We start from the raw sequence: 22,425 nt of genomic DNA, 5'->3' as shown, positions 1-22,425 counted from the left end.
TACGTGTTATGAGTCATGGCTATAATCAGTTTTGTTTAACTATAGCCAGACTCACATACTTCAAAGGATTCAGGACCTACTTAAGAAAACCCAGCTCCCGCATCAGATCACCCACCTCTTTTTCCTGCTGTTCAAGGAAAGCGATAAACTGATCATCTGGCTTGAAGATTTCAACCCAGCCATTACGGGCACGTACGGTTTCCCAGGCTTCGGTGTCATACATTTTCTGCAGGGTTGTGACAAACTCTGCCTTTTGAGCATCACTGATACCGGGAGCAGCGAAGAATCCGCGCCAGTTAACGAAGGTAGCGTCATAGCCCAGCTCTTTAAGCGTTGGCACATCAGGTGCTGCTTCATTACGCTCATCACCGGTCATCACCAGAATCCGAACTTCCCCCGCTTCAGCCAGTGCCAGCGCTTCGCTGAAACCGGTAGAAAGAATAGAGGTTTCACCGGACAACAGACCGGCCATCGCCTTACCGCCAGCGTCATAAGCAACATAACGAACCTGACGGGCATCACCACCCGATGCTTTAAACGCCATCGCAGCAACCAGATGATCCATACTGCCGCGAGCGGAACCACCACCGATCTTTATTGAACGAGGGTCTTGCTTAAATTCAGCAACAACATCCTTAAAACTGTTGTATTTAGAATCTTTCTTGACCACAAATGCGCCAAAATCACCGACAGTTGCAGCAACCGGCGTCAGATCCCGGAATGACTGGGGAAACACCTTAGATAGCGAACGGATCACAATAGGAGTCGAGTTAACCATCAACGTGTCATGCTTCTGATCAGCGGTTTCAATCAGGTGGGCAATCGCTTTACCACCACCGCCACCGGACATATTTTCATAAGAGACACTGTCAACCAGGCCCGCTTTACTCAGCGCTTCACCGGTACCCCGTGCAGTGCCATCCCAGCCACCACCGGCACCACCCGGAATCAGGAAGTGGACGCTATCCATCGCCGCAACATGAAATGATGCCCCCGCTGTCAGACAGGTTGTCAGCATGGCGGCCATCAGGGTTTTCTTATTAACCGTTTTACAGAACATTCGGAAATCCTCGCTTTATAACACTCGTTCTTATTAGTTAGATGCACATTAGACTTCTGTTCTATTGTTATAAAGCTTATGAATTTAAAGGGTTTTTAAAGCATAAAAGTCATTTTGTTCATAAAGTTTACGAGCCAAAAGCAAGTAGATTGATTACTATCTGAGCAAGACCTGTAAATCCGGAAACTGGGTCGTTAAGAACCACCATTGAGAACAGATACGACAATGAAGCTTCGCCAGCTAAAACTAAAACAGCGAATGATCCTGATACTCGGAATAATGGCGCTTATTCAGACAGGGTTTATCGGTCTGTTTGCATTGCACTATCTGGAGCGATCGCTTGATGAGCAGATCGGCCAGCGGGCGCTGGATGTCGCCAAAACAATCGCTGCGATGCCCAACGTTATAAAAGCGGTAGAACAGAAAGACAGCTATTATCTTCAGCCACTGAGCATCTCGCTGGCAGAAACAACCCGGGCACGTTTTGTCGTCATCGGCGATAATAATGGTATTCGTCTGGCACACCCGAAACCTGTAAAGATTGGCCACTCAATGGCTGACGATGACGGTGATACCGGCTATCCGGCACTGATTGAAGGGCAGGGTTATATCGCTAAAGCGGTTGGTTCGTTAGGCTGGTCTATGCGCGGTAAAGCACCGGTCATTAGCGCAGATGGCAGCATTGCCGGGCTGATCTCAGTTGGCTACAGCCTCGACCGGGTGACGGAGATTATTAACCGTTACCGGGTGACGCTGATCATGGTCATCATCTGTTCTTTTATCGCCAGTGCAGCCATCGCAGTCTGGTTTGCCAATCACTTTAAAAAAGCGATATTTGGTCTGGAGCCTGAGCAGATAGCCCGTCTTTTTGATGAACAACGCGCCACGCTGGAGTCTGTCCGAGAAGGTATTATTGCCATCAACAGTGCCAGCGAAATCACCACCATTAACCAGACCGCAATCGAAACGCTTGGGCTCCCCAAAAACAGTAAACTGATCGGTCGCAAAGTCGATGAGGTTCTGCCTGACAGCTCTATGCTTGAAGTATTGGAAACGGGCGAACCTCAATTTGATCGTGAGGTCTGGCGAGGTGATCATTGTATTATCGCCAACCGACTGCCATTGAAACAGGGCGATAACGTTACCGGTGTGGTATCCAGCTTTCGGCGTAAAGATGAACTGGATATGGTCAGCCAACAGCTCACCCGAATTCAACAGTATGCTGACACCCTGCGGAGCCAATCTCACGAATATTCCAACAAACTACACACCATCGCCGGACTGATTCAGATCGGCGCAACCGATCAGGCGTTACAACTGATCGGTCAGGAATCGCAAAGCCATCAGGAACTGATCAAACTGCTGATGAAAGCCGTACCCGACCCGGTGCTGGCCGGGTGTCTATTGGGTAAATATAACCGCGCCCGCGAGATGGGACTGTTGTTAGTGATCGACCCTGAAAGTGAGATGACCAGCCTGCCGGATAAACTCCCCCGTGAGCAGTTAGTCAGTATTATTGGCAACCTGATCGACAACGCTCTGGAAGCCACACTTAAACTGCACGGAAACGAAGGCAAAGTACTCCTGTCGATGACCGACCTGGGAAATGATCTGATTTTTGAGATAGAAGATCAGGGACCCGGTATTCCATTGCAACAACAAGACCAGATTTTTGAAAAAGGCTTCAGCAGTAAAAGCAGTGATGGTCACGGTTATGGCCTGTATCTGGTAAAAAACCTGCTGGATAAGCTCAGTGGCACTATAACTATAGAGAGCGGTAACAACGGCGGCAGCCGTTTTACCGTTTATATCCCCAAAAATAAAAAATAACATGGGTTCAAGTACAGATGATAAAAGTAGTAATCGCCGAAGACGATCCACAGATTGCTGAAATTCAGCGACGTTTTCTGGAACGGGTTGAGGGGTTTGAGCTGGTCGGCATCGCCCACCGCTTGTCTGAGGCAGAAGATCTGATAGAGATCATGCAGCCTGATCTTTTATTACTGGATATCCAGTTCCCCAGTGGTACCGGTTTTGATCTGTTACGTAAAATACGCGCCGGCAACAATGCTGTTGATGTGATTATGATCACCGCCGCAAAAGAGGTCGACACCCTGCGGGAAGCTCTGCGAGGCGGCGTCTTCGACTATATTCTCAAACCCCTGGTATTCGAGCGACTGCAGGAAACGCTCAATAACTATCATCAGCATCTGCAAAAACTACACACCCTGGAAACCCTCGCCCAGAGTGATGTCGACAGGGTATTACCCCGCAACAGTTCAAGCCATGAGAACTCAGCGATTGAAGTGGCACGACTGCCAAAAGGGATCGATGCGATCACACTGGAAAACATCAATAAAGTATTCACCGGTCGCAACGATGCCCTCAATGCCGAGGAGGTCGGTGAAATCATCGGCGCCAGCCGCACCACCGCGCGCCGCTATCTGGAATATCTGGTCAGCTGCTCCGAACTCTCGGCAGAGGTCAGTTATGGTTCAGTCGGGCGGCCTGAAAGACGCTATCAGAAAAATGGCTAGAACGTCGGTTGGGGTGAGGCACAAACCCCAACAACTCTTTGAAAAGCCAACTCTACGACCAAATAACGTCTAAAACACCGAAGCATTCCTACTCACCAAACCCTTCCGCCGAAAGGTCTGTTACCCCATCACCCCAATCAATGGGTAATGTCCCTCGCGCAACATAACTGTGAAAACTGGAATATTGCCAGCCAATACATCGCTGAACTAAACCATGCTTAACCGGGTTAAAATGAATGTAATCCACATGCCTGCGAAAATCATTTTCATCACGGATAAGATGCTCCCAATAGCGTCGCTGCCAAATTCCCCTCTCGCCCTTCGATATACGGCTCTTAGAGATCAATTCGTCCTTAACCAAACCTCGGGAAAAATTCGCTTTAATCAGCCCCCAACGGGTAGAAAAATCGGAGTCTCCTTCAGGCAGGGACCAGATAGCATGCAGATGTTCCGGTAGCACCACCAGCGCATCAATGTGAAAAGGATGACGTAACTTAACCTGTCGAAAGGATTCACGCAGCAGATCGATATGGCTAACGAGCAAATCCTTATCACGATCATGAAGATTCACCGTAAAGAAATAACACCCCCCTGGTTGCGAAGCCCGTCGGTAATACATAGTCACCTCCCTGTGCCATTGGATTAGATGTTGGGATTCGTGCCTCATCCCAACCTACAGGATAGACCATCAAACATCGGTGAATGAACAATAATGATTACTTCATTGTGCTAATGGATGTTGGGATTCGTGCCTCATCCCAACCTACAGGATAGACCGATCAAACATCGGTGAATGAACAATAATGGTTACTTCATTGTGCTAATGGATGTTGGGATTCGTGCCTCATCCCAACCTACAATATTCGGCTGGTAGGTTGGGGTGAGGAACGAACCCCAACACGGCTCCTTCCTCCCCAACCATCAAACGTTATTTTGAATAATACAAACCGCCAAAATGTTTCTTACCATCCGGGGTTTTGAACAACACCATCAGCTGATGTTTACCACTCGCTTTAAGGTCATAACCCGCCATCTGCCACTCACCCATCGCCATCAGCGGTTTGCTCTCCTCGGTCCCATCAGGATAGATCACTTTAGAGTTCATCTGTGCACCGCTAACCACGGCACCCTGTTGCTCCACTTTGATCATCAGATTGTGCGTGCCGCCATGGCTCATCCCCTCTTCTGCAGCCATCACATGGAAGCTGACCGTATAGCCGTCGATATCCTTTTGTTCCAGGAACATCTTATTGTCAGACATCCCCTGAGACATCGTATCGTGGTTCATTTCGCCGGACATTTCCTGAGACATCTTTGGAGACATAGCCTCCTGTGGCATACCGTTCTGGTTCATATCACCATGTTGCATCGCGCTATGATCCATGCTGCCCTGTTGCATCGCGGTATTGCCAGCAGCGCTGACACCCGCGCTGAATCCGCTACTTAGCATCACTGCACTCAGGCTGCTGGCCAGGATAAGTTTATTAAATGTCATGTTGTTTTCTCCGTTCGTTAAATCACTGAATTGAATTTTTAATGTTCCAGAGCGGCGATAGATCGCCGCCGCCAGAGGAAATACACCGCCGGTAATACCAGCAACGTCAGCACTACCGCACTCACCATACCGCCCACCATTGGCGCAGCGATCCGGCTCATCACCTCAGAACCGGTACCGCTGCCGTAAAGAATCGGTAATAAACCAACGATTATCGCCGCAGCGGTCATCATTACCGGGCGCACACGCAACCCGGCACCTTGCAATACGGCATGTCGCAGAGTCTCTTCCCGTGGAATCAGGCCCTGTTTTTCGCAGCGATCCAGCATCTGCTCATACGCCTGATTCAGATACACCAGCATAATGACGCCGATCTCTACCGCGACCCCGGCCAGGGCGATAAACCCGACACCCACCGCTACCGAGAAATTGAAGCCCTGCAGGTACATCAGCCAGACACTGCCAACCATCGCCAGTGGCAAAGTACCCATGATGATGCTGACCTCAATAAAGTTGCGAAAGTTAAGGAACAGCAGAATCACAATGATCGAAAGTGTCAGCGGCACCACATAGGCCAGCTTCTCCTTCGCCCGTTGCATATACTCATACTGACCCGCCCAACTGACCGAATAACCGGCTGGCAGTTGCAGCTGATCAGCCACGACCTGCTGCGCATGTTCAACATAACTACCGATATCCATGCCCTCAATATCGATAAAGGTCCAGCCGTTGAGGCGCGCATTTTCACTCTTAATGCCAGGAGGCCCGTCTTCGATATAGATCTCAGCCACATCACCCAGCGGGATTCGTTGCCCCATGGGCGTGACTATCGGCAGCAACGCCAGCTGCTCCGGTGAATCACGATAATCCTGTGGATAACGAACATTGATCGGATAACGTTCCAGCCCTTCGACGGTTTGCGATACGTTCATCCCGCCGATAGCGGATGCAACGACCTGCTGGATATCGGCGATATTTAGGCCATAACGGGCGGCACTCTGTCGCTGAATATCCACCTTGATATAACGACCACCGGCTACCCGTTCGGAATACACGGAAGCGGTACCCGGCACATCGTTGAGAATGGTTTCCAGCTGCTGGCCGATCTGCTGAATCACTTTCAGATCCGGCCCGGCGACCTTAATCCCTACCGGGGTTTTAATACCGGTTGCCAGCATATCGATACGGGTTTTGATCGGCATCACCCAGGCATTGGTTAGCCCCGGCACTTTTACCAGGTTATCCAACTCTTTTCGCAGATCATCGGTGCTCAGACCTTCGCGCCACTGATCCCGCGGTTTTAACTGAATAAAGGTTTCAATCATGGTTAGTGGCGCTGGGTCTGTGGCAGTATCGGCCCGCCCGACTTTGCCAAACACTGTTTCAACTTCAGGTATCGTCTTTATCAACTTATCTGTTTGTTGCAGCAACTGACGCGCCTGACCAATCGATATGCCCGGATAGGTGGTGGGCATATACATCAGATCGCCCTCGTCCAGGGGCGGCATAAACTCACTACCGAGTTTATCCAAAGGCCACAATCCGACGAGAAAAACCAGCAAAGCAAAGGCTAATGTCAGCTTGGGGAAGGACAACACTTTTCGAAGCGTTGGCATATAGAGTGCAGTGAGAACACGGTTTACCGGGTTCTTATGCTCCGCCAGCACCTTGCCACGGATAAAATACCCCATCAACACCGGCACCAGCGTAATCGCCAGTGCCGCTGAGGCCGCCATCGCGTAGGTTTTAGTAAAGGCCAGCGGCGCAAACATCCGTCCTTCCTGTGCTTCCAGGGTAAATACCGGCACAAAACTCACGGTGATAATCAGCAGACTGAAAAACAGTGCAGGCCCCACTTCACTGGCGGATTCAGCAACAACCTGCCAACGATTTTCATTCGTCAACGGGGTGCGCTCCATATGCTTATGCATATTCTCGATCATCACGATGGCACCATCGATCATCGCGCCAATCGCAATCGCAATGCCCCCCAGAGACATAATATTGGCGTTAATTCCCTGAGCGTTCATGACGATAAACGCGGTCAGAATTCCGACCGGCAGGCTGACAATAGCCACCAGTGACGAGCGCACATGAAACAGAAACACAATACACACCAGAGCAACGACGATGAACTCCTCCAGCAACTTATGCCAAAGGTTCTCAACCGCACGATCAATCAGGCCGGAACGGTCATACACCGTCACCAGTTCAACCCCCTCCGGCAGCCCTTTTTCCAATGTTTCCAGCCGGGCTTTGACACCATCAATGGTCTTCTGCGCATTTTCACCAAAGCGCATTACCACCACACCACCGACCACTTCGCCCTCACCATTAAGATCGGAAACACCACGGCGCATCTGTGGTCCGGTGCCGATCTCTGCAACATCCTGTAACAGCACCGGAGTACCGTTTGCATTGACCCCCAGTGGTATATTCCGCAGATCATCCTCGCCCTGAATATAGCCAGTGGCACGCACCATATACTCGGCTTCAGCCATCTCCACAACAGAGGCACCCACCTCCTGATTGGCCTGACGGATGGCGTTCTGAATGTGTGCAAGAGGCATATTAAACGCGCGCAGCTTTTCCGGATTCACCCGCACCTGATATTGCTTCACCATACCGCCAATAGATGCCACTTCTGACACCCCCGGCACGGTTTGCAGCTCATACTTGAGGAACCAGTCCTGCAGGCTGCGTAGCTGACTGATGTCATACTTGCCGGTTTTGTCCACCAGCGCATAGAGATACACCCAGCCAACACCGGTGGCATCCGGCCCCAGCTGTGGCCGGGCATTTGCCGGTAACGAAGGTGCCACCTGACTCAGATACTCCAGCACCCGGCTGCGAGCCCAGTACATATCGGTATCCTCATTGAAGATGACATAGACATAGGAGTCACCAAAAAATGAATAACCGCGCACGGTTACGGCACCGGGCACCGATAACATTGCCGTGGTCAGCGGATAGGTTACCTGATCTTCAACCACCTGCGGCGCCTGGCCTGGATAACTGGTTTTAATAATCACCTGAACATCGGACAGGTCCGGAATCGCATCAACCGGAGTATTTTTCAGCGAGAACAAACCGCCTCCCACCAGAATCACCGTGGCCAGCAAAACAAAAAAACGATTGCCGACCGACCAGCGAATAATCGACTCAATCATAAAACAGCCCTCGCAGAAGTGGACTGCAACCGTTTGAGCAACGCGATAGGCTCAGCGGCCAAAGGCATTATCTGGCCCTGTTTAAACATTTCCTGATTCGGACTCATGCCATCCTGGCCCTGGCTTTTCGGCTTCTGACTTTCTGGCATCGGGCTTTCAGAATCACGGTTAACCCCCTCTTTCATATCGCTCTGCGGGGCGTCCAGACTGTTACTATCCAGAGCCATGCCATCCAGACTCAGACTATCCATACTCATGCCGTCCATACTCATGCCGTCCATGCTCATACCATCCATACTCATAGCAGCTGAGTCGGCCTCCATCGGCTGGTCAACATGCATGCGCATAAAGTCAGAGGTTTTGCTCGACTCGGAATCCAGAAGAAACTGCGCGGAGGTGACCACCGCTTCACCGGCCTTCAGTCCACTTAATATCTCAACCTGTTTACCATCACTGCGGCCGGTGTTAACGATGACCGATTTGAAGCGACCATCGCCCAGCGCCAGCACTACCCGGTTGGCTTCAGCCCCGCGGATCACCGAGTCTTTAGGTACCGTTAGCGAGGCGTGTGTATCCTGCTTATGGATAATCACTTCAGCAAACATATTCGGCTTGAGCTGGCGATCCTGATTGTTAAAGCGCATGCGCACTTTCAGCGTACGGGTTCCAGGGTCCAGTGCGGGGTAGACATAATCAACTGTCCCCTGGCGGGTCTCTCCCGGGAGAAAATCCAGTGTTATAGAAACCGGTAGCCCGGCGTCAATCAGACTTGCCTGCCGCTCAAACACTTCAGCTTCAACCCAGACTTCATCCAGTGCACCAATCGACATCAGCGTCATACCCGGCTTTACATAAACGCCCTGACGGATATTAAAGTTATCCACCACGCCGCTCTGGGGCGCAAAGAAGGTCACGCTCTGGCTGGGTTTGCCTGTTTTTTTCAGTTTATCCAGTGTTTGCTGAGGCACCTGAAGTGCCCGCAAGCGGGTTTCCGCGCCCCGAATCAGATCACGGTTACCCCGTGCCAGGGCAAACAGATACTCCTCCTGCGCATTAACCAGCGCCGGGGCATAAAGGTCGTAAAGCGGCTCCCCTTTCACCACCGGGTCGCCTTCCGCTTTGATATAGATCTTTTCAACCCAGCCCTCAACCCTGGGGTGAACATGGATGATTTCGTCCTGGTTATAATCCACATAACCGACGGTACGCACATCGAACTGCATCTGAGTCATCGCCGATACTGCAGTTCTTACTCCGAGATTGTTAACCACCTCAGGGGACACTTTGATGGTTCCGGGACCTTCATCCGCAGCAGAACCGGCCTCCTTGTAAACCGGCACAAGATCCATCCCCATCGGCGACTTACCCGGCTTATCCCGGCGATAGTTAGGATCCATCGGCGCTACCCAGTAAAGTGGCTGATCGCTGGCGGGTGCAGACGTTTCAGACACTGTAGCGGTTGCTCCCATTGAGAAAGTGTCGGTTTTTACGACTGCAGCAAGACCTGCAGCCCCTACCACAACGCCCAGTAAAACTAATCCAAATCCCTTAACGATATTACTCATGGGTCACTCCTGGCTGGCTAAGCGTGAAACTGTCGGTCGCTGATTCAGTGGTCGTAAGCAGATAGTTCAGCTGAGCAATCTGCTGCAGCCGCGCCACCGTTATGTCGAGGTAATCGATTCGGGTGTTAAGTTCAGCGATACCTGCGCGCACCACTTCAATAAAACTACCGTTATCAGACTCATAGGCATGTAAGGCCGCATCCGCCTGCTGCTTCACCTGCGGCAGAAGTTTGTCATCAAAGATCTGCTGGCGCTGTTGCAGACGACTCAACTGCGCCCGGGCGGAGTTAAATGAAGCGATCATCTGTCTGAGCATCAGACTGCGTTCGGTACGGATCTTTTCCTGACTGGCGATTGCCGCTTCGACCTCTTTGTCCTGACTGACGGTTGAAAACAGCGGCATAGTGACGCTGACACCGGCACTGAACAGGTCAGCCCGGTCACGCCCCATCGCATCTTCACCGCGATAGCCATAACTGGCACTCACCCCCCACTCCGGTTTGTATTTCTGTTTCGCCAGCTGCACAGCGGTAGCTGCTGCGGCAATACTCTGATCCACAATCTGAATCGAAGGATGGCCGGTCAGATGGCTGGCCAGCGCGGTATGAGTTAAACTCTGAGCTTGTAAATCATCCCGGTAATCGCTGCTGTCATCGCTGCTATACTCGATGCGCAGCAGCGGCAGTTCTGTCGCATAGTGAAATCCAGTCATTGGCATAGACGCGTCACTCAAGGCAGGCAGTAGCCACTCAAGCAGCTTTTGCTCAGCCACATCCTGCTTCTGCAACAACAGGGTCAGCCGGTCTTCAATACGGGATTGCTCCAGTTGCGCCTTAATCAGATCTTGCTGTCCTGTCCCCCTCAGCCCGGAGGAGTAACTGGCCTGGGAAATATCCACCAGTTGATCAAATAACTTTCTGTCCCGTTGAATCAGTTGCACTGACTGTTTAGCCTGATAAGCCTCAAGCCATAGCTGAGTTATTGTCAGCTGCAGCTTTGCCTGGCGCTCCTGACGCATCAGCGGCTGGCTGGCACTATGTAAAGTCAGTTGCTCGCGCTTCAGACGCCGACTATCGCCCCGGGGATACATTTGCGACACACCGACCACCAGTTGTGTCATCGCCTCCTGTTCAAAATCAAAGGTATCCGTCGGCAGATTTGCCAGTGCCAGAGAAAACTTAGGGTCGGGTAACTGATACGCGGATTCAGCCAATGCCTCTGTCGCCCGCTGCTGATAACGACTGCCCGACAACCAGGGGTCATTCTGCAGCGCAAGGGTGACCGCTTTATCCAGGGTTAAAACATCGCTTTGTGCTTCGGCCAGGGCAACGGAAGCAACGGCACCGTTGAGCAGCACAGCCGCTATCAAGCGGTACAGGGTTGCTCTGATATAGAGTTTTGAAGACCTAAGTTTTGAAGACCTAAGCCTTAAAAACCTAAGCCTTGAAGGTCTGAGTATTAAAAAAGTAAGTACTGGTGACATAGATACACCCACTGGAATCAGACTCATCCATAATGATGTCTGAAACATTCTGAAAACCTGGGAGATCTATTCTGTTCTCCCGCTGAAAAAAGACCGGCTTAGCGGCTTATGTTCTCAACGGAATATGGGAGGACGGTACAGCGAAACGCTGTTCTGAGGTAATAGCAGATGACTAACGGAAAAAGAAACAGCTAAAGAGGCGTCTATATCCAGAAAATAGTGCGACAGCCCACAGCCAACCGAGCTGACGCAATGGGACTGGGCACAACTGGATTGAGCACAATCGGCATGGTTATCACAGGAATGACTACTTTTACCCGAATCACCGCAGTGAGACATGCTCTGCGTATCCTGATCACAACAACCACTACCAACTTCAACACCAACGGATGCTAACATCGTGTTCGGGGTGTGATTCGCAAGGTGAGACGGCGGGTGAACGGCAAGGTGAGCTGCAGTCGATCTGTGTTCCGGGGCATGAGTAAGGTGATCCGCTGCTTCATCACCGACACTCATAGAAACATGAGAGATCTCAGTTGCAGCGACAGAACCACTATGATTCATCGGCATAGCGAAGTCAGCATTGAACAGCTGTGCGGTTATCACCGCCAGCATAGACAATACCAACACAAGCTTTTTCGCCACTGCGTGCATCTGTTACCTTGTTAAATAATATCCGCTTTTGTATTAACAGCCCCGCCAATACAGCGGCCAGCGATTAACAGCTGATGAGTATTCTATAGAGACTGTCTGAAACTAACCTGAATACATATCAGCGGAAATTTAACCACACCTACAGCGAATAGCAAGGGATACCATCAGGTTGTTGCTCTCCGTTCCGCCTCAGCCTCTCCCAATCTGTCTAAAAAGCTTCGTTTTTACATCGACCTCCGGTGCGGTATATTAATGACCATACGACATCACCTCAGGAATTATTCCCTTGATTGGAAGACTATTAGACAAGCTGGTGTTTGGCGTAGCTCTGCTACTGGCTCTGCAGATACCGCAACTGGCCGATCATTATCAGCAGTATCTCTCCGGCTGGTATGAATCAACCCGATGGCAGGTCGAAGGTTATGAAGCTACCGCCCGACAGTTCGGCTACCCGAATATCAGGGCGATGATCGAACAGCATCAACGCAATAGTGAACCAAGTGTCAGAGCAGATGCACAGCAAAAACTAGCGACCCTTGATCTGTATAATGAGTTACAACAGGGCATGGCAGTTTTTGCCAACGGTAACCTGTTGACTAAATCCGTTTATATGTTCAACCCCGCCCGCTATCACTACCTCGAAGACACGCTGGATAATTTTAAGCCGGGCATACCACTCACCGTCGAGGGGTTAGCCTTCGGCGTAATCATGGGCCTGCTGCTAAACATTATTATCACCCAGCCGTGCGCGTTTATAGCCAGACGCTTCCGGCGGCACAGGACAGCGAAGACGCTTATCTAAAAAAAGATCTAAAAAAAAGATCTAAAAGGCACATAAAAAAGTACATAAAAAAACAAATGAAAATAGAACGTGATGATGCAGACTGAACGATTAGATCACCTGGTGCTTACCGTTAAAGATATTAACACGACGGTTGATTTCTACACCTCGGTAATGGGGATGGAAAAAGTCGTTTTCGGTGAAGGCCGCATCGCCTTAAGCTTTGGTCAGCAGAAGATAAATCTGCATCAGAACGGCAGGGAGTTCGAGCCAAAGGCCGGTCATGTTCAACCTGGCAGTGCAGACCTCTGTTTTATTATCCGGCAACCTATCGCTCAGGCAATCGATCATCTTAAGCACTGTAATATCGCTGTTATTGAAGGTCCGGTCTTACGTACCGGAGCCACAGGGAAGATCCTCTCCGTCTATTTCAGAGACCCCGATGGCAATCTGATTGAGGTTTCCAACTATATCGACACCTGAATATATCCCACAATACACAAAATGAGTAATACAGACTCTAAGACCCCCTGACATACTCGAGCGAGGCCTGTAAATTAGATTTTACTGACAAGTCATGGAGAGACTCTGAGCCCACCACTACCGGCTCAGATTTATCGCAGACCGCTGATGCTTTTTCAACAAACAATGCCTCAAAGATCAGCCGTCGCAAATTATTTATATTCTAAAAAGGCTTCCCCATGACAAAATGGATTCTTGCTCTGCTAGCATGCTGTGCTGTGACGTTCAGCGTAACCGCCGCCCCCCTGCCCCAACCTGAGGGGCCGGTGATACTCACCATCAGCGGAAAAATTCAGAACACCCAGGATGGTCAGACGGCCCGTCTCGATCTGGCGCAACTACAGCGACTGGAAAGCGATACCTTTACCCTGCAAACCCGCTGGTCGAATAGCTTAAACAGCTATCACGGACCACTGCTCTCGGCTGTTTTAAACCATGTCGGAGCAGAGGGGAATCACATCAGGCTAACCGCCCTGAATGACTATAGCGTTGAATTTGAACGGCACTACATGGATCAGTACGAACCGATTCTGGCCTGGAGTGAGGATGGCAAACAGCTATCGATACGCAACAAAGGGCCACTGTGGTTAATACTGCCACATCACAAATTCCCGGAGCTGACTGGCGAAATCCATACCGGAAGAATGATCTGGCAGTTGTCACGGATTGAGATCTACTAATGAGCGAGAGTCTGGAGATTATCCGCAAAACCTATCGCCAGAAACGCGCGTTACTGATCGCACTGATACTGATCTTTTTTATCAGTGCCGCGGTCAGCCTGTTCCAGTTGCGCCAGTCAATCACAATCCTTGATCAATACTACACCACCAGTGTCTTTTCGATGTTTCAGTTAAAAATGGAACTGCGGCGCTTTGATGATGCACTGACCCTCTATCAGGCAGCACCGAACACAACTCACCTGGATCAGCTGAAATCTCGTTATGACATCCTCTGGAGCCGCTTTCCCGTCTTAATTGAGGGTGATGATGGTGTACAGATACGCAGTATAGAAACCGCTGAAAGCACCATAAACCAGGCCTTTGAAACGGTTAAATCGCTGGAGAATGACATTTTTAACAGGCTTCCTGTCGACCCTGAGTACAGCGTTCAGATAAAGCAAACACTGAAGCCTCAGGTTGACGCCGTTGATGCTCTTTCAATGCAGGACTATTACCGCACTAACGCTATTCTTAACCGCAGCGACAGCCAGGTTCTCGATCTGCAGCGACAGCTTATTCTGCTGATGTTTGGCCTGATTTTCACCGGCAGCCTGTTGTTACTGATGATCATCCGCGAGAGCAGACTGAACCGCCACCAGGCAGAGCACGACAGCCTGACCGGAATACCCAACCGGGCGTTCCTGAAAAAAAAGATCTCCCGTTACTCTGATAAAAAGCAGCCCTTCGCCCTGCACCTGCTCGACCTGAATGGCTTCAAGGATATCAATGATACCCTGGGACATCACATTGGTGATGCTCTGCTGCAATCCGTCTCCAGACGCATGACGGAGGAGATTGATAAACGTTATAACTGCGTCACCTGTCGTTTAGGCGGTGATGAATTCGCCATTATTCAGTCAACGGTTCGCGGTAAACAAAGCCTGAACATTATTGCCGATAAAATCATCAGCCTGTTTGATCAGCCGTTTGAGATCGGCCAGCACACCTGTTTTATTGGCGCCAGTATCGGCAGTGTTATCTACCCGGAACATGGGAACGATGCCAGCAGCCTGCTAACCCGCGCAGATATTGCCATGTATAAAGCCAAAGAGCGGTCAAATCATTCAACACAGATGCTGTTTGATTTTGAGATGGATGTTCAGATCAACCGACGGCAACAGTTACAGCGGGACCTGCGTGAGGCGATTGAAGCAGAAAAACTTCAGCTGGTGTACCAGCCAATAGTGTCTCTTGAAGAACAGCACGTTGCCTCACTGGAAGCGTTGTTGCGCTGGAATCATGAAACCTATGGTGCCATCCCGCCGCTGGAGATCATCGAGATAGCCGAAAAATACTCAATAGCCAACCTGCTCGGCTGCTGGGTAATTAAGCAGACATGTTTGCAGATAGCTCAGTGGCAATCCATGGGCTTAAAAGCCATACCCGTGGCCATCAACATATCGCCATCCATGCATCAGCTTGATCTTGCCAGCATCATTAACCAGTCACTGAATGAGTATGGCCTGCCCAAAGGATTGATCAGGGTTGAAGTCACAGAAGATACCAGTATGCATATCCTCAAAGAGACCCAGAATCTGCTTCCGGAATTAGCTCGTCAGGAGATAAGCATTGCTCTGGATGATTTTGGTACCGGCCTGTCATCACTCAGCCACCTGCAGCAACTGCCGATCCAGACGCTCAAAATCGACCGTTGCTTTATCAGCAAGATCACCGTTGATCGCACCAGTAGCCTGTTGGTGAAAAACATTATCCGTATCGGTCATGACCTGGGGATGCGGGTCGTCGCAGAGGGAATCGAAGACGCTGCAGCAGCCCACCTGCTAACCTCTTTCCAGTGTGATTTTGGGCAAGGTTACCTATTCAGCAAACCCTTAAAACCAGAGCTCATACCCGACTTTTGCAGAGTACAAAAAGCAGAATCTTCGACTTCAGGCGCATAGAAAGGCTGTTAATCAAATGCAATCATGACGACAACAATTATACTAAAAGCGAAGACCAATAAAGGTAACCGTCATGAACCTGTCAGAAATAGGCACTGTCGATAAAGGCCTCAGCCTTCAGCAACAGTTTCATTTGGATCTGACTAAGCGGGCACGTGGCGGTATCGTAATATTTTTAGCCTTATGGCTTCTGACCGCTCTCTGGGTCAATATCATTGAAGACCACCCATATATCTTTTACCTGAATACCCTGCTGTTGGTCATTGCCGCATTGTTGCGCATTGTGCATTACCATTTCATCATAAAAACTGAAAGCTATAACACTACCCGAAACTATTTCTGTCTGGTTGGGCTAATACTGTTTAATGCAGTTCATTGGGGAGTGATGTCTTCATGGGTTATTTATGGCAGTGACTATTCAGCCTTGCAGACCCCTTACATGATTATACTGTCGGCACTTGCGATTGGCGGCACATCCGTCCTCAGCATCTCTAGAATCGTTAGTATTCTCTATCCGATTTTGGTGTTCGTACCTGGGTTGATTGTTGGCACAATAATAGAAGGAACAGATAATCTGATACTGATCATTTTAGCGAGTATCGCCGTGATCTATGTTCTTGAAGCCGCTCGCACCTCCCGCGCCGACTATTGGCAAGCGGTTTACAGCCGAAAAGAGTCTGACGATAGAGCATTATTATTAGAAAAGAGCAGTATCACTGAACCACTCACATCCCTGTATAACCGGATGTACTTTAACCGTTGCTATGCCAGTGAGTGGCAGCACTGTATCGAGCTGCAACAGCCACTCAGCGTCATCATGATCGATCTCGATCACTTTAAAAAAGTTAACGATACCTACGGTCATTTCGCGGGCGATAAATGCCTTAAAAGAGTCGCTCAAGTACTCAAACAAGAGTTAAAACGCTCCACCGATATGATAGCGCGGTATGGCGGTGAAGAGTTTATCGTCCTATTGCCAGCGATACCGCTGAAAACAGCAATCACAATCGCAGATGATCTGGTCCAGGCAGTTTCAGAGATCTCGTTTAATTGGAGTGGAGAGATCATCGAAGTCACCTGCTCTGCCGGTGTTGCGAGCACTCAGCCTGATGCAACGACAAACAACCAGACGTTTCTGATGGCGGCTGATGATGCTATGTATAAAGCTAAGGCATCAGGCCGAAACCAATATTCAGTAGCACCGCCATTGAAATAGCCACAGAATCGCTACACATAGTTAGTCCCCGGTCTGATTTACCCTTCTCCATGGCCTTATTCGATTGAGATAAACTAATATATTAGTTAACATATTAATCACATAAAGGAGAATATAATGAGCATAAAGCTGTCAGTTGTTGACCAGTCCCCCGTCCACGGCTCCCACGCCGCGATAGATGCCCCCGGGCTGACCATAGAACTGGCACAGCTGTGTGACACGCTGGGTTACTACCGTTACTGGGTCGCCGAACATCACGACAGCATTCACTTTGCCAACCCCTGTCCGGAAATCATGGCCACGGCAATTGCCAGTGTCACCCAAAACATCCGCGTCGGCAGCGGCGGCGTCATGCTCAGCCATTACAGCCCGTTAAAAGTGGCTGAGTGTTTCAAAATGTTAGCCACCCTGTTCCCCGACCGCATCGACCTGGGTATCGGCCGGGCGCCCGGTGGAACCGGCCTTACCTCTCAGGCACTGGCATACCCGCATCAGCCTCATCATGGCGATCTGTATGCACAACAGGCCCAGCTGCTGAAAGGGTTTATCGAAGGTAGCCTGCCGCAAAATAACGCCTTCAGCCAGATAAAAGTGATGCCCGACAACAGCCCGCAACCGGAACTGTGGATGCTCGGCTCCAGCGGAGGCAGCGCGGGCTTAGCCGGCCATCTGGGGTATAACATCGCCCTGGCCCGCTTTATCGACCCGGACAACTGCCACCCGTCAATCTTCACCGAATACCTGGAACAGTGGAAACGGGCAGAACACCCGGGCACACCCACCAGAATGCTGGCGATCGCCTGCATCTGTGCCGACACCGAAGCCGAAGCAAAGCTACGGGCAGGTACAGCGGTGTATCGCAAGCTGGCCGCCCAACTGGGTATGCGGGAAGCCTTCCTTACCCCGGCCGAGGTTCAGGATCGTTATAAAGCGTTTCCGGCAGCCCACCAGGCCGAATATGATCATATCCTCAACGGCTACACTGTCGGCACACCGGAGCAATGTGCCGAAGAGATCACTCAACTGGCCAGCACCTTTGATTGTAACGAGATCGCCACCGTTGCAGTAACCCATAGCCAGGCAGATCGAATCGATAGCTATACGCAGCTGATAAAAGGTTTTTAACAACCGCCGCTCGAACGTCTGTCCCGACCAGCCCATTACTCGAAGAAGTATTAGCTGCATCCAACCTGGATGCAGCCTGGATATAACCTATTCAAACCTGACGCTTTCAGTAAACAGTATTGGGCATCACAACCTGTAAGATAAAAATACAGATCATAGTACAGAATGCCCCTTTAATACGTATCAGCACCCACAAACATTTCTGACTTATACCCACCACCCAAAATGGGTAATGACGCTACTCTTCTGCTTGTTAAACTATCTCTCTTTTGCCACTATAAGCCTGTTGGTTGGGATGAAAAAGAGTCCCGTTTGAAAAGTCAGACATCGTCCCCCCCGGCGATATTGGATCTCTTTTCGTTGTACCCAACTGACATTAAATCTCGCGTCACTATTAGACAAATAGTCCTCAGACGCCACTGCGTGACTTGCCAGGGATTAGGCATGTCTGCGTATTTGATAAAATCAACTCAGCTCGTTGTTAGAATGTTGCTTCCCAGCTTACCCGTCGTTCGCAAATCCTGCTTAAACAGGTTTCTTAGCCCATATCATTTTATTTTTAAACTGCCTCGACTCTGGCTTCCTGCTTCGTTCTACCTCCGCCACCCCTGGAGTCGTGTTCGGCAGTGAACACCATTTACGCAGCTGCAACCGCTCTTGATTAGCTGTCGTCCTGAGCGCATTACCTGACACATAAACCACATTATCGTCGCGAGTGCTGCGTACCCGGAATCTGATTTCTGTGTCGCAGGCTGCATATTCTTTCCCTGTTGTATTCACTGCATCAATTCACAGTAAGCAGTTATTCTGTTTCGTGAAAACTTCAATAAAGCTAAATTAAATATTTAAAGGCACTGCGTTAATTAACCATTCCTAGCCGCAATGTTTCTTAAAATTCTCCGCCTGTTCCAGAATCGCTTTATAGGCATCATCATTGGCCACAGGCGGATAACCGAATTCGGCCAGCAGTAGAATCAACTTCACTTGCAGCTCGGCTTTTATATCTTCTCGCTGATTCCAGGCGGGAAAGCTGGCAACACTCTCAACCTCTTCTCTGGCGCGTTTCGCCAACTGAATCATCTTATCTTTGGGGTAGAAAAAATCGTATTTAACCGACAGGGATTTCAGGATGTCGTAGAACGCTTTCTCTTCATAGTCGATACCCATATCGGCAAACGACGTCATTTCGGTTTTCAGGTCGTGATAGAGATCGATAATTTCATTCGAGAAGTCTTCCAGCACGCTACTAACGAGTACATCATCTTCTCTGCGCTCGTTATATTTATCCACCAGCGCTTTGAACTTTTTAGAAAAATCGATAGCTTGCATCCTGTTGGTTTTCGACACTTCACCAATCGCTTTTTCCAACAGTTTTTGCAGCAGTTTAATCTTGGTGTTCGGCAGTTTTATTTTGTCGATTTTGGCGAGGTAATCTTCATCGAAAATATCGATAGCGCCCTCACCCTCTTCTCCCAGCTTAAAGATCTCTTCGACGCCATCACTTTTAATCGCTTCAGCGATCATCCCGCGTACTTTGGCGTTCATCTGCGCGGTATCGGGTGCCGTGCCCCGGATTAGCTTGAAGATAATAGAGCGAATCGCCATATAAAAATGGATATGATCTCGTTCATCTTTAGTGATCTGTTCATTACCACAGCAGATGTCATAAGCCGCTTTAAGACGTTTAGTAATGTCCATAAAGCGCTTTTCAGTTTTCTCGGTTTGCTGAGCATACTCTCCGGCCCGGTTAAGGCAATTTAACTGGCTAACCGGGTCAGCGGTAAAATAATCTGAGCTATCAAAGTGATAAAAGGCCTTGTTCAGCAGATCTAAGTGGTTACGCACCTCAATAATCGACGCGGCGATATCTTCAAAGTTATCACTGCCACTACCACCGAACTGTTTCAACGCTTTGTTCATGCTGGTTTTGATGCCGATGTAATCCACCACCAGCCCTTTACTCTTGCCTTCAAACTTGCGATTGACCCGCGAAATCGTCTGTATCAGGTTATGCTGTGATACCGGCTTGTCGATATACATGGTATCGAGAAAGGGCACATCAAAGCCGGTCAGCCACATATCCACCACAATGGCGATCTTAAAGTTAGACTTAGCCAGCTTAAACTGGCGGTCCAGCGCTTTACGATCGTCTTTGCTACCCAGCAGATTCCACAACGCTTTATCGTCATCTTTATTGCGCGTCATCACCATGCGCACCCGCGCCGAGGCTTTTATCGCCTTACGCTCTTTGTCGCTAAGTGATTCACCCTTAGCGCAATTCAGCACCTCAAACCATTCGGGACGCAGGGTTTGTAATTCCTGATACAGCTGATAAGCAATCTGCCGTGAACTACTGACAAACATCGCCTTACCCGCCACAGTAGAGCCCTCTGCCACGCGGTCTTCGTAATGCGCCACAAAGTCCTTCGCTAAGGCCTGAATACGATCCGGGTCGCCGAGAATCGCCCCCATGCTGGCCATCGCTTTTTTACTGTCGTCTATCTGATAATTGCTGGCCCCATCGTCGGCACATTGCTGATAGTACGCTTCAATCTCTTTCAGCTTACTGTTATCCAGAATGACCTTTGCCGCACGGCCTTCATAGACAATGCGCACGGTAATCTCATCCCTGACCGACTCGTTCATGGTGTAGCTATCGACAACACACCCAAACACATCCAGGGTGGCGTCAATGGGTGTGCCGGTAAAGCCCACATAGGTGGCGTTAGGCAACGAGTCATGCAGATATTTGGCAAAACCGTAGGTTTTTCTAACCCCTCGGTGTTTACCTTCGGTCACCACTGATATTTTCTGGTCGAGGTTAATCTGACTACGATGCGCCTCATCGGAGATACAGATCACATTACAGCGATCGGTTAACAGCGCGACATCTTCAGTAAACTTATGAATCGTGGTGAGAAATACCCCGCCGCTCTGGCGGCCTTGCAGCTTGGCGCGCAAGTCTGCACGGGAGGCCACCGTTTCAACAATCTGATCGCCAATATAGGTTTTGGCATTGGTGAATTGCTGCGAGAGCTGATCATCTAAGTCGGTGCGGTCGGTGATCAATACAATGGTAGGGCTTTCAAAGTCCACGCTCTTCATCAACAGACGCGCAAGAAACTGCATGGTAAAGCTTTTACCGCAACCGGTCGCACCAAAGTAGGTGCCACCTTTGCCGTCGCGTACAGCGTCGTCAGCGATAATATTACCTGCACTATCACGCTTTTTCTGATGCTGTTTTATATTCTGGTAGAGCTTGGTTGCCGCGTAATATTGCGGATAACGACAAACAATCTTGATCTCCTGATGGCTTTTATCGGGGAAGTAAATGAAGTGCCGGATCACCTCACGTAAACGCCGCTGATCAAACAGCCCCTGCACCATACTGTTGAGTGAATCGATGCCCTGTTTATCAACCGTCTCGTTGCCGCTGATTTTGCGCCAGCCATAATAATACTCATAGGGCGCAAACAGGTTGCCCAGCTTATTATTCACCCCATCACTGATTACACAGAGGGCGTTATAGATAAACAACTGCGGGATATCCCGACGGTAGCGGGTGCAGATCTGCACATAGGCATCGTGAATCGTGGCTTCTTCACGAATCGCGCTTTTAAACTCAAACAACACCAGCGGCAAGCCATTAATATACAAAATGCCATCGGGAATACGCAGTTCCCCCCCACTGGCCGACGCTACCCCTTCAATCTCCAGCTGGTTTACGATTTTATAGATATTGTGTCTATTGGCCTGATAGCCCGGGCCTGTTTCGGCAACAATCGAGAGCTGATCCACTTCACCCCCCGTGGGCACACGCATCCTGGCTAGGTCGCTGTAATCAATCAGCTGTATGTAGATATCTTTATCGGCTGGATCTTCGCGCTTGAGTAAAAAGCCATCACTTAACCATCTGCAGAAGGTTTTGTTACTGTCATACAGATCACTGGGGGATAGCAGTTCCAGTTGACGGATAATGCCGTTGATCTCATTGTCCGTGATGCCTTCACTGGCATATTGCTGACTTAAAAAAGCACGCAGATCCGATCTGATCAATACCTCTGTCGCACTACGAGAAAGATCGCCCCCCAGCGTATGGGGATAACCCTGCTCCCCCAATAGCTGGATAATGGCGCTTTCTAATTGAGCTTCAGTAAATTTGCGCATGCTTTTTAATAATCCTTTACGTGTTAGCAG

Annotated in this window: 16 protein-coding genes; 8 read left to right on the top strand and 8 right to left on the bottom strand. The window is 49.8% G+C overall.

The features are described from left to right. Positions 1-76: 76 nt before the first annotated feature. Positions 77-1,060 carry a tripartite tricarboxylate transporter substrate-binding protein gene (locus tag Q0499_RS03870; protein ID WP_299196200.1) on the bottom strand — a complete coding sequence of 328 codons (984 nt, stop codon included), beginning with the start codon at positions 1,058-1,060 and terminating at the stop codon, positions 77-79. Positions 1,061-1,285: 225 nt separating this feature from the next. Between Q0499_RS03870 and Q0499_RS03865 the strand changes: the two genes are divergently transcribed. Together Q0499_RS03865 and Q0499_RS03860 are read left to right on the top strand one after the other, a co-directional pair. After that, positions 1,286-2,890: a sensor histidine kinase gene (locus Q0499_RS03865; RefSeq protein WP_299196198.1), complete on the top strand. Its 1,605-nt coding sequence runs from the start codon at positions 1,286-1,288 to the stop codon at positions 2,888-2,890. 17 nt (positions 2,891-2,907) lie between these two features. Next, on the top strand, positions 2,908-3,597 hold the full coding sequence (locus tag Q0499_RS03860; RefSeq protein WP_299196196.1) for a response regulator: 690 nt from the start codon (positions 2,908-2,910) through the stop codon (positions 3,595-3,597). Between the two features lie 88 nt (positions 3,598-3,685). Here Q0499_RS03860 and Q0499_RS03855 read toward each other — a convergent pair whose 3' ends face one another. The 6 genes from Q0499_RS03855 to Q0499_RS03830 all read right to left on the bottom strand — a co-directional run bounded on the left by Q0499_RS03855 (position 3,686) and on the right by Q0499_RS03830 (position 11,955). Then, entirely contained in the window at positions 3,686-4,216 is a 531-nt protein-coding gene (locus tag Q0499_RS03855) for a transposase (RefSeq protein ID WP_299196194.1), read from the bottom strand. Positions 4,217-4,525: 309 nt separating this feature from the next. After that, complete coding sequence (locus Q0499_RS03850; protein ID WP_299196192.1) at positions 4,526-5,092, bottom strand: hypothetical protein; 567 nt, start codon at positions 5,090-5,092, stop codon at positions 4,526-4,528. A 38-nt stretch (positions 5,093-5,130) separates the two neighbouring features. Further along, positions 5,131-8,262 (bottom strand): efflux RND transporter permease subunit, encoded by a 3,132-nt coding sequence (locus Q0499_RS03845; RefSeq protein WP_299196190.1) that lies wholly within the window; start codon positions 8,260-8,262, stop codon positions 5,131-5,133. Further along, positions 8,259-9,827 (bottom strand): efflux RND transporter periplasmic adaptor subunit, encoded by a 1,569-nt coding sequence (locus tag Q0499_RS03840; RefSeq protein ID WP_299196189.1) that lies wholly within the window; start codon positions 9,825-9,827, stop codon positions 8,259-8,261. Before Q0499_RS03840 ends, Q0499_RS03845 begins: the two co-directional genes overlap by 4 nt. Further along, complete coding sequence (locus tag Q0499_RS03835) at positions 9,820-11,184, bottom strand: TolC family protein (protein ID WP_299196187.1); 1,365 nt, start codon at positions 11,182-11,184, stop codon at positions 9,820-9,822. The genes Q0499_RS03840 and Q0499_RS03835 overlap by 8 nt, the downstream gene beginning before the upstream one ends. 240 nt (positions 11,185-11,424) lie before the next feature. After that, positions 11,425-11,955, bottom strand: coding sequence for a hypothetical protein (locus Q0499_RS03830; protein WP_299196185.1), 531 nt, complete (start codon positions 11,953-11,955; stop codon positions 11,425-11,427). Positions 11,956-12,250: 295 nt separating this feature from the next. On the opposite strand from Q0499_RS03830, the gene Q0499_RS03825 reads away from it, so the two are divergent. The 6 genes from Q0499_RS03825 (at position 12,251) to Q0499_RS03800 (ending at position 18,228) form a co-directional block, all read left to right on the top strand. Further along, positions 12,251-12,766, top strand: a complete 516-nt coding sequence (locus Q0499_RS03825; RefSeq protein ID WP_299196183.1) for a DUF2937 family protein — start codon at positions 12,251-12,253, stop codon at positions 12,764-12,766. A 75-nt stretch (positions 12,767-12,841) separates the two neighbouring features. Next, positions 12,842-13,228, top strand: a complete 387-nt coding sequence (locus Q0499_RS03820) for a VOC family protein (protein WP_299196254.1) — start codon at positions 12,842-12,844, stop codon at positions 13,226-13,228. A gap of 218 nt (positions 13,229-13,446) precedes the next feature. After that, positions 13,447-13,947 carry a molybdopterin-dependent oxidoreductase gene (locus Q0499_RS03815; RefSeq protein ID WP_299196181.1) on the top strand — a complete coding sequence of 167 codons (501 nt, stop codon included), beginning with the start codon at positions 13,447-13,449 and terminating at the stop codon, positions 13,945-13,947. Beyond that, on the top strand, positions 13,947-15,887 hold the full coding sequence (locus tag Q0499_RS03810; protein WP_299196179.1) for a bifunctional diguanylate cyclase/phosphodiesterase: 1,941 nt from the start codon (positions 13,947-13,949) through the stop codon (positions 15,885-15,887). Before Q0499_RS03815 ends, Q0499_RS03810 begins: the two co-directional genes overlap by 1 nt. 73 nt (positions 15,888-15,960) lie before the next feature. Beyond that, entirely contained in the window at positions 15,961-17,103 is a 1,143-nt protein-coding gene (locus tag Q0499_RS03805) for a GGDEF domain-containing protein (RefSeq protein WP_299196177.1), read from the top strand. Between the two features lie 117 nt (positions 17,104-17,220). Beyond that, complete coding sequence (locus Q0499_RS03800; protein WP_299196175.1) at positions 17,221-18,228, top strand: MsnO8 family LLM class oxidoreductase; 1,008 nt, start codon at positions 17,221-17,223, stop codon at positions 18,226-18,228. 873 nt (positions 18,229-19,101) lie between these two features. On the opposite strand, the gene Q0499_RS03795 is transcribed toward Q0499_RS03800, so the two are convergent. Next, positions 19,102-22,395 (bottom strand): HsdR family type I site-specific deoxyribonuclease, encoded by a 3,294-nt coding sequence (locus Q0499_RS03795; protein ID WP_299196173.1) that lies wholly within the window; start codon positions 22,393-22,395, stop codon positions 19,102-19,104. Positions 22,396-22,425: the final 30 nt, after the last annotated feature.

It is taken from the genome of uncultured Amphritea sp., assembly GCF_937127095.1.
Classification (GTDB): Bacteria; Pseudomonadota; Gammaproteobacteria; order Pseudomonadales; family Balneatricaceae; genus Amphritea.
This window is presented reverse-complemented; position numbering and strand designations above follow the sequence as displayed.

Excerpts from the sequence above, each read along its gene's own strand:
- Q0499_RS03870 (WP_299196200.1), bottom strand. The coding sequence starts at position 1,060 with ATGTTCTGTAAAACGGTTAATAAGAAAACCCTGATGGCCGCCATGCTG.
- Q0499_RS03865 (WP_299196198.1), top strand. The coding sequence starts at position 1,286 with ATGAAGCTTCGCCAGCTAAAACTAAAACAGCGAATGATCCTGATACTC.
- Q0499_RS03860 (WP_299196196.1), top strand. The coding sequence starts at position 2,908 with ATGATAAAAGTAGTAATCGCCGAAGACGATCCACAGATTGCTGAAATT.
- Q0499_RS03855 (WP_299196194.1), bottom strand. The coding sequence starts at position 4,216 with ATGTATTACCGACGGGCTTCGCAACCAGGGGGGTGTTATTTCTTTACG.
- Q0499_RS03850 (WP_299196192.1), bottom strand. The coding sequence starts at position 5,092 with ATGACATTTAATAAACTTATCCTGGCCAGCAGCCTGAGTGCAGTGATG.
- Q0499_RS03845 (WP_299196190.1), bottom strand. The coding sequence starts at position 8,262 with ATGATTGAGTCGATTATTCGCTGGTCGGTCGGCAATCGTTTTTTTGTT.
- Q0499_RS03840 (WP_299196189.1), bottom strand. The coding sequence starts at position 9,827 with ATGAGTAATATCGTTAAGGGATTTGGATTAGTTTTACTGGGCGTTGTG.
- Q0499_RS03820 (WP_299196254.1), top strand. The coding sequence starts at position 12,842 with ATGCAGACTGAACGATTAGATCACCTGGTGCTTACCGTTAAAGATATT.
- Q0499_RS03815 (WP_299196181.1), top strand. The coding sequence starts at position 13,447 with ATGACAAAATGGATTCTTGCTCTGCTAGCATGCTGTGCTGTGACGTTC.
- Q0499_RS03810 (WP_299196179.1), top strand. The coding sequence starts at position 13,947 with ATGAGCGAGAGTCTGGAGATTATCCGCAAAACCTATCGCCAGAAACGC.
- Q0499_RS03805 (WP_299196177.1), top strand. The coding sequence starts at position 15,961 with ATGAACCTGTCAGAAATAGGCACTGTCGATAAAGGCCTCAGCCTTCAG.
- Q0499_RS03800 (WP_299196175.1), top strand. The coding sequence starts at position 17,221 with ATGAGCATAAAGCTGTCAGTTGTTGACCAGTCCCCCGTCCACGGCTCC.
- Q0499_RS03795 (WP_299196173.1), bottom strand. The coding sequence starts at position 22,395 with ATGCGCAAATTTACTGAAGCTCAATTAGAAAGCGCCATTATCCAGCTA.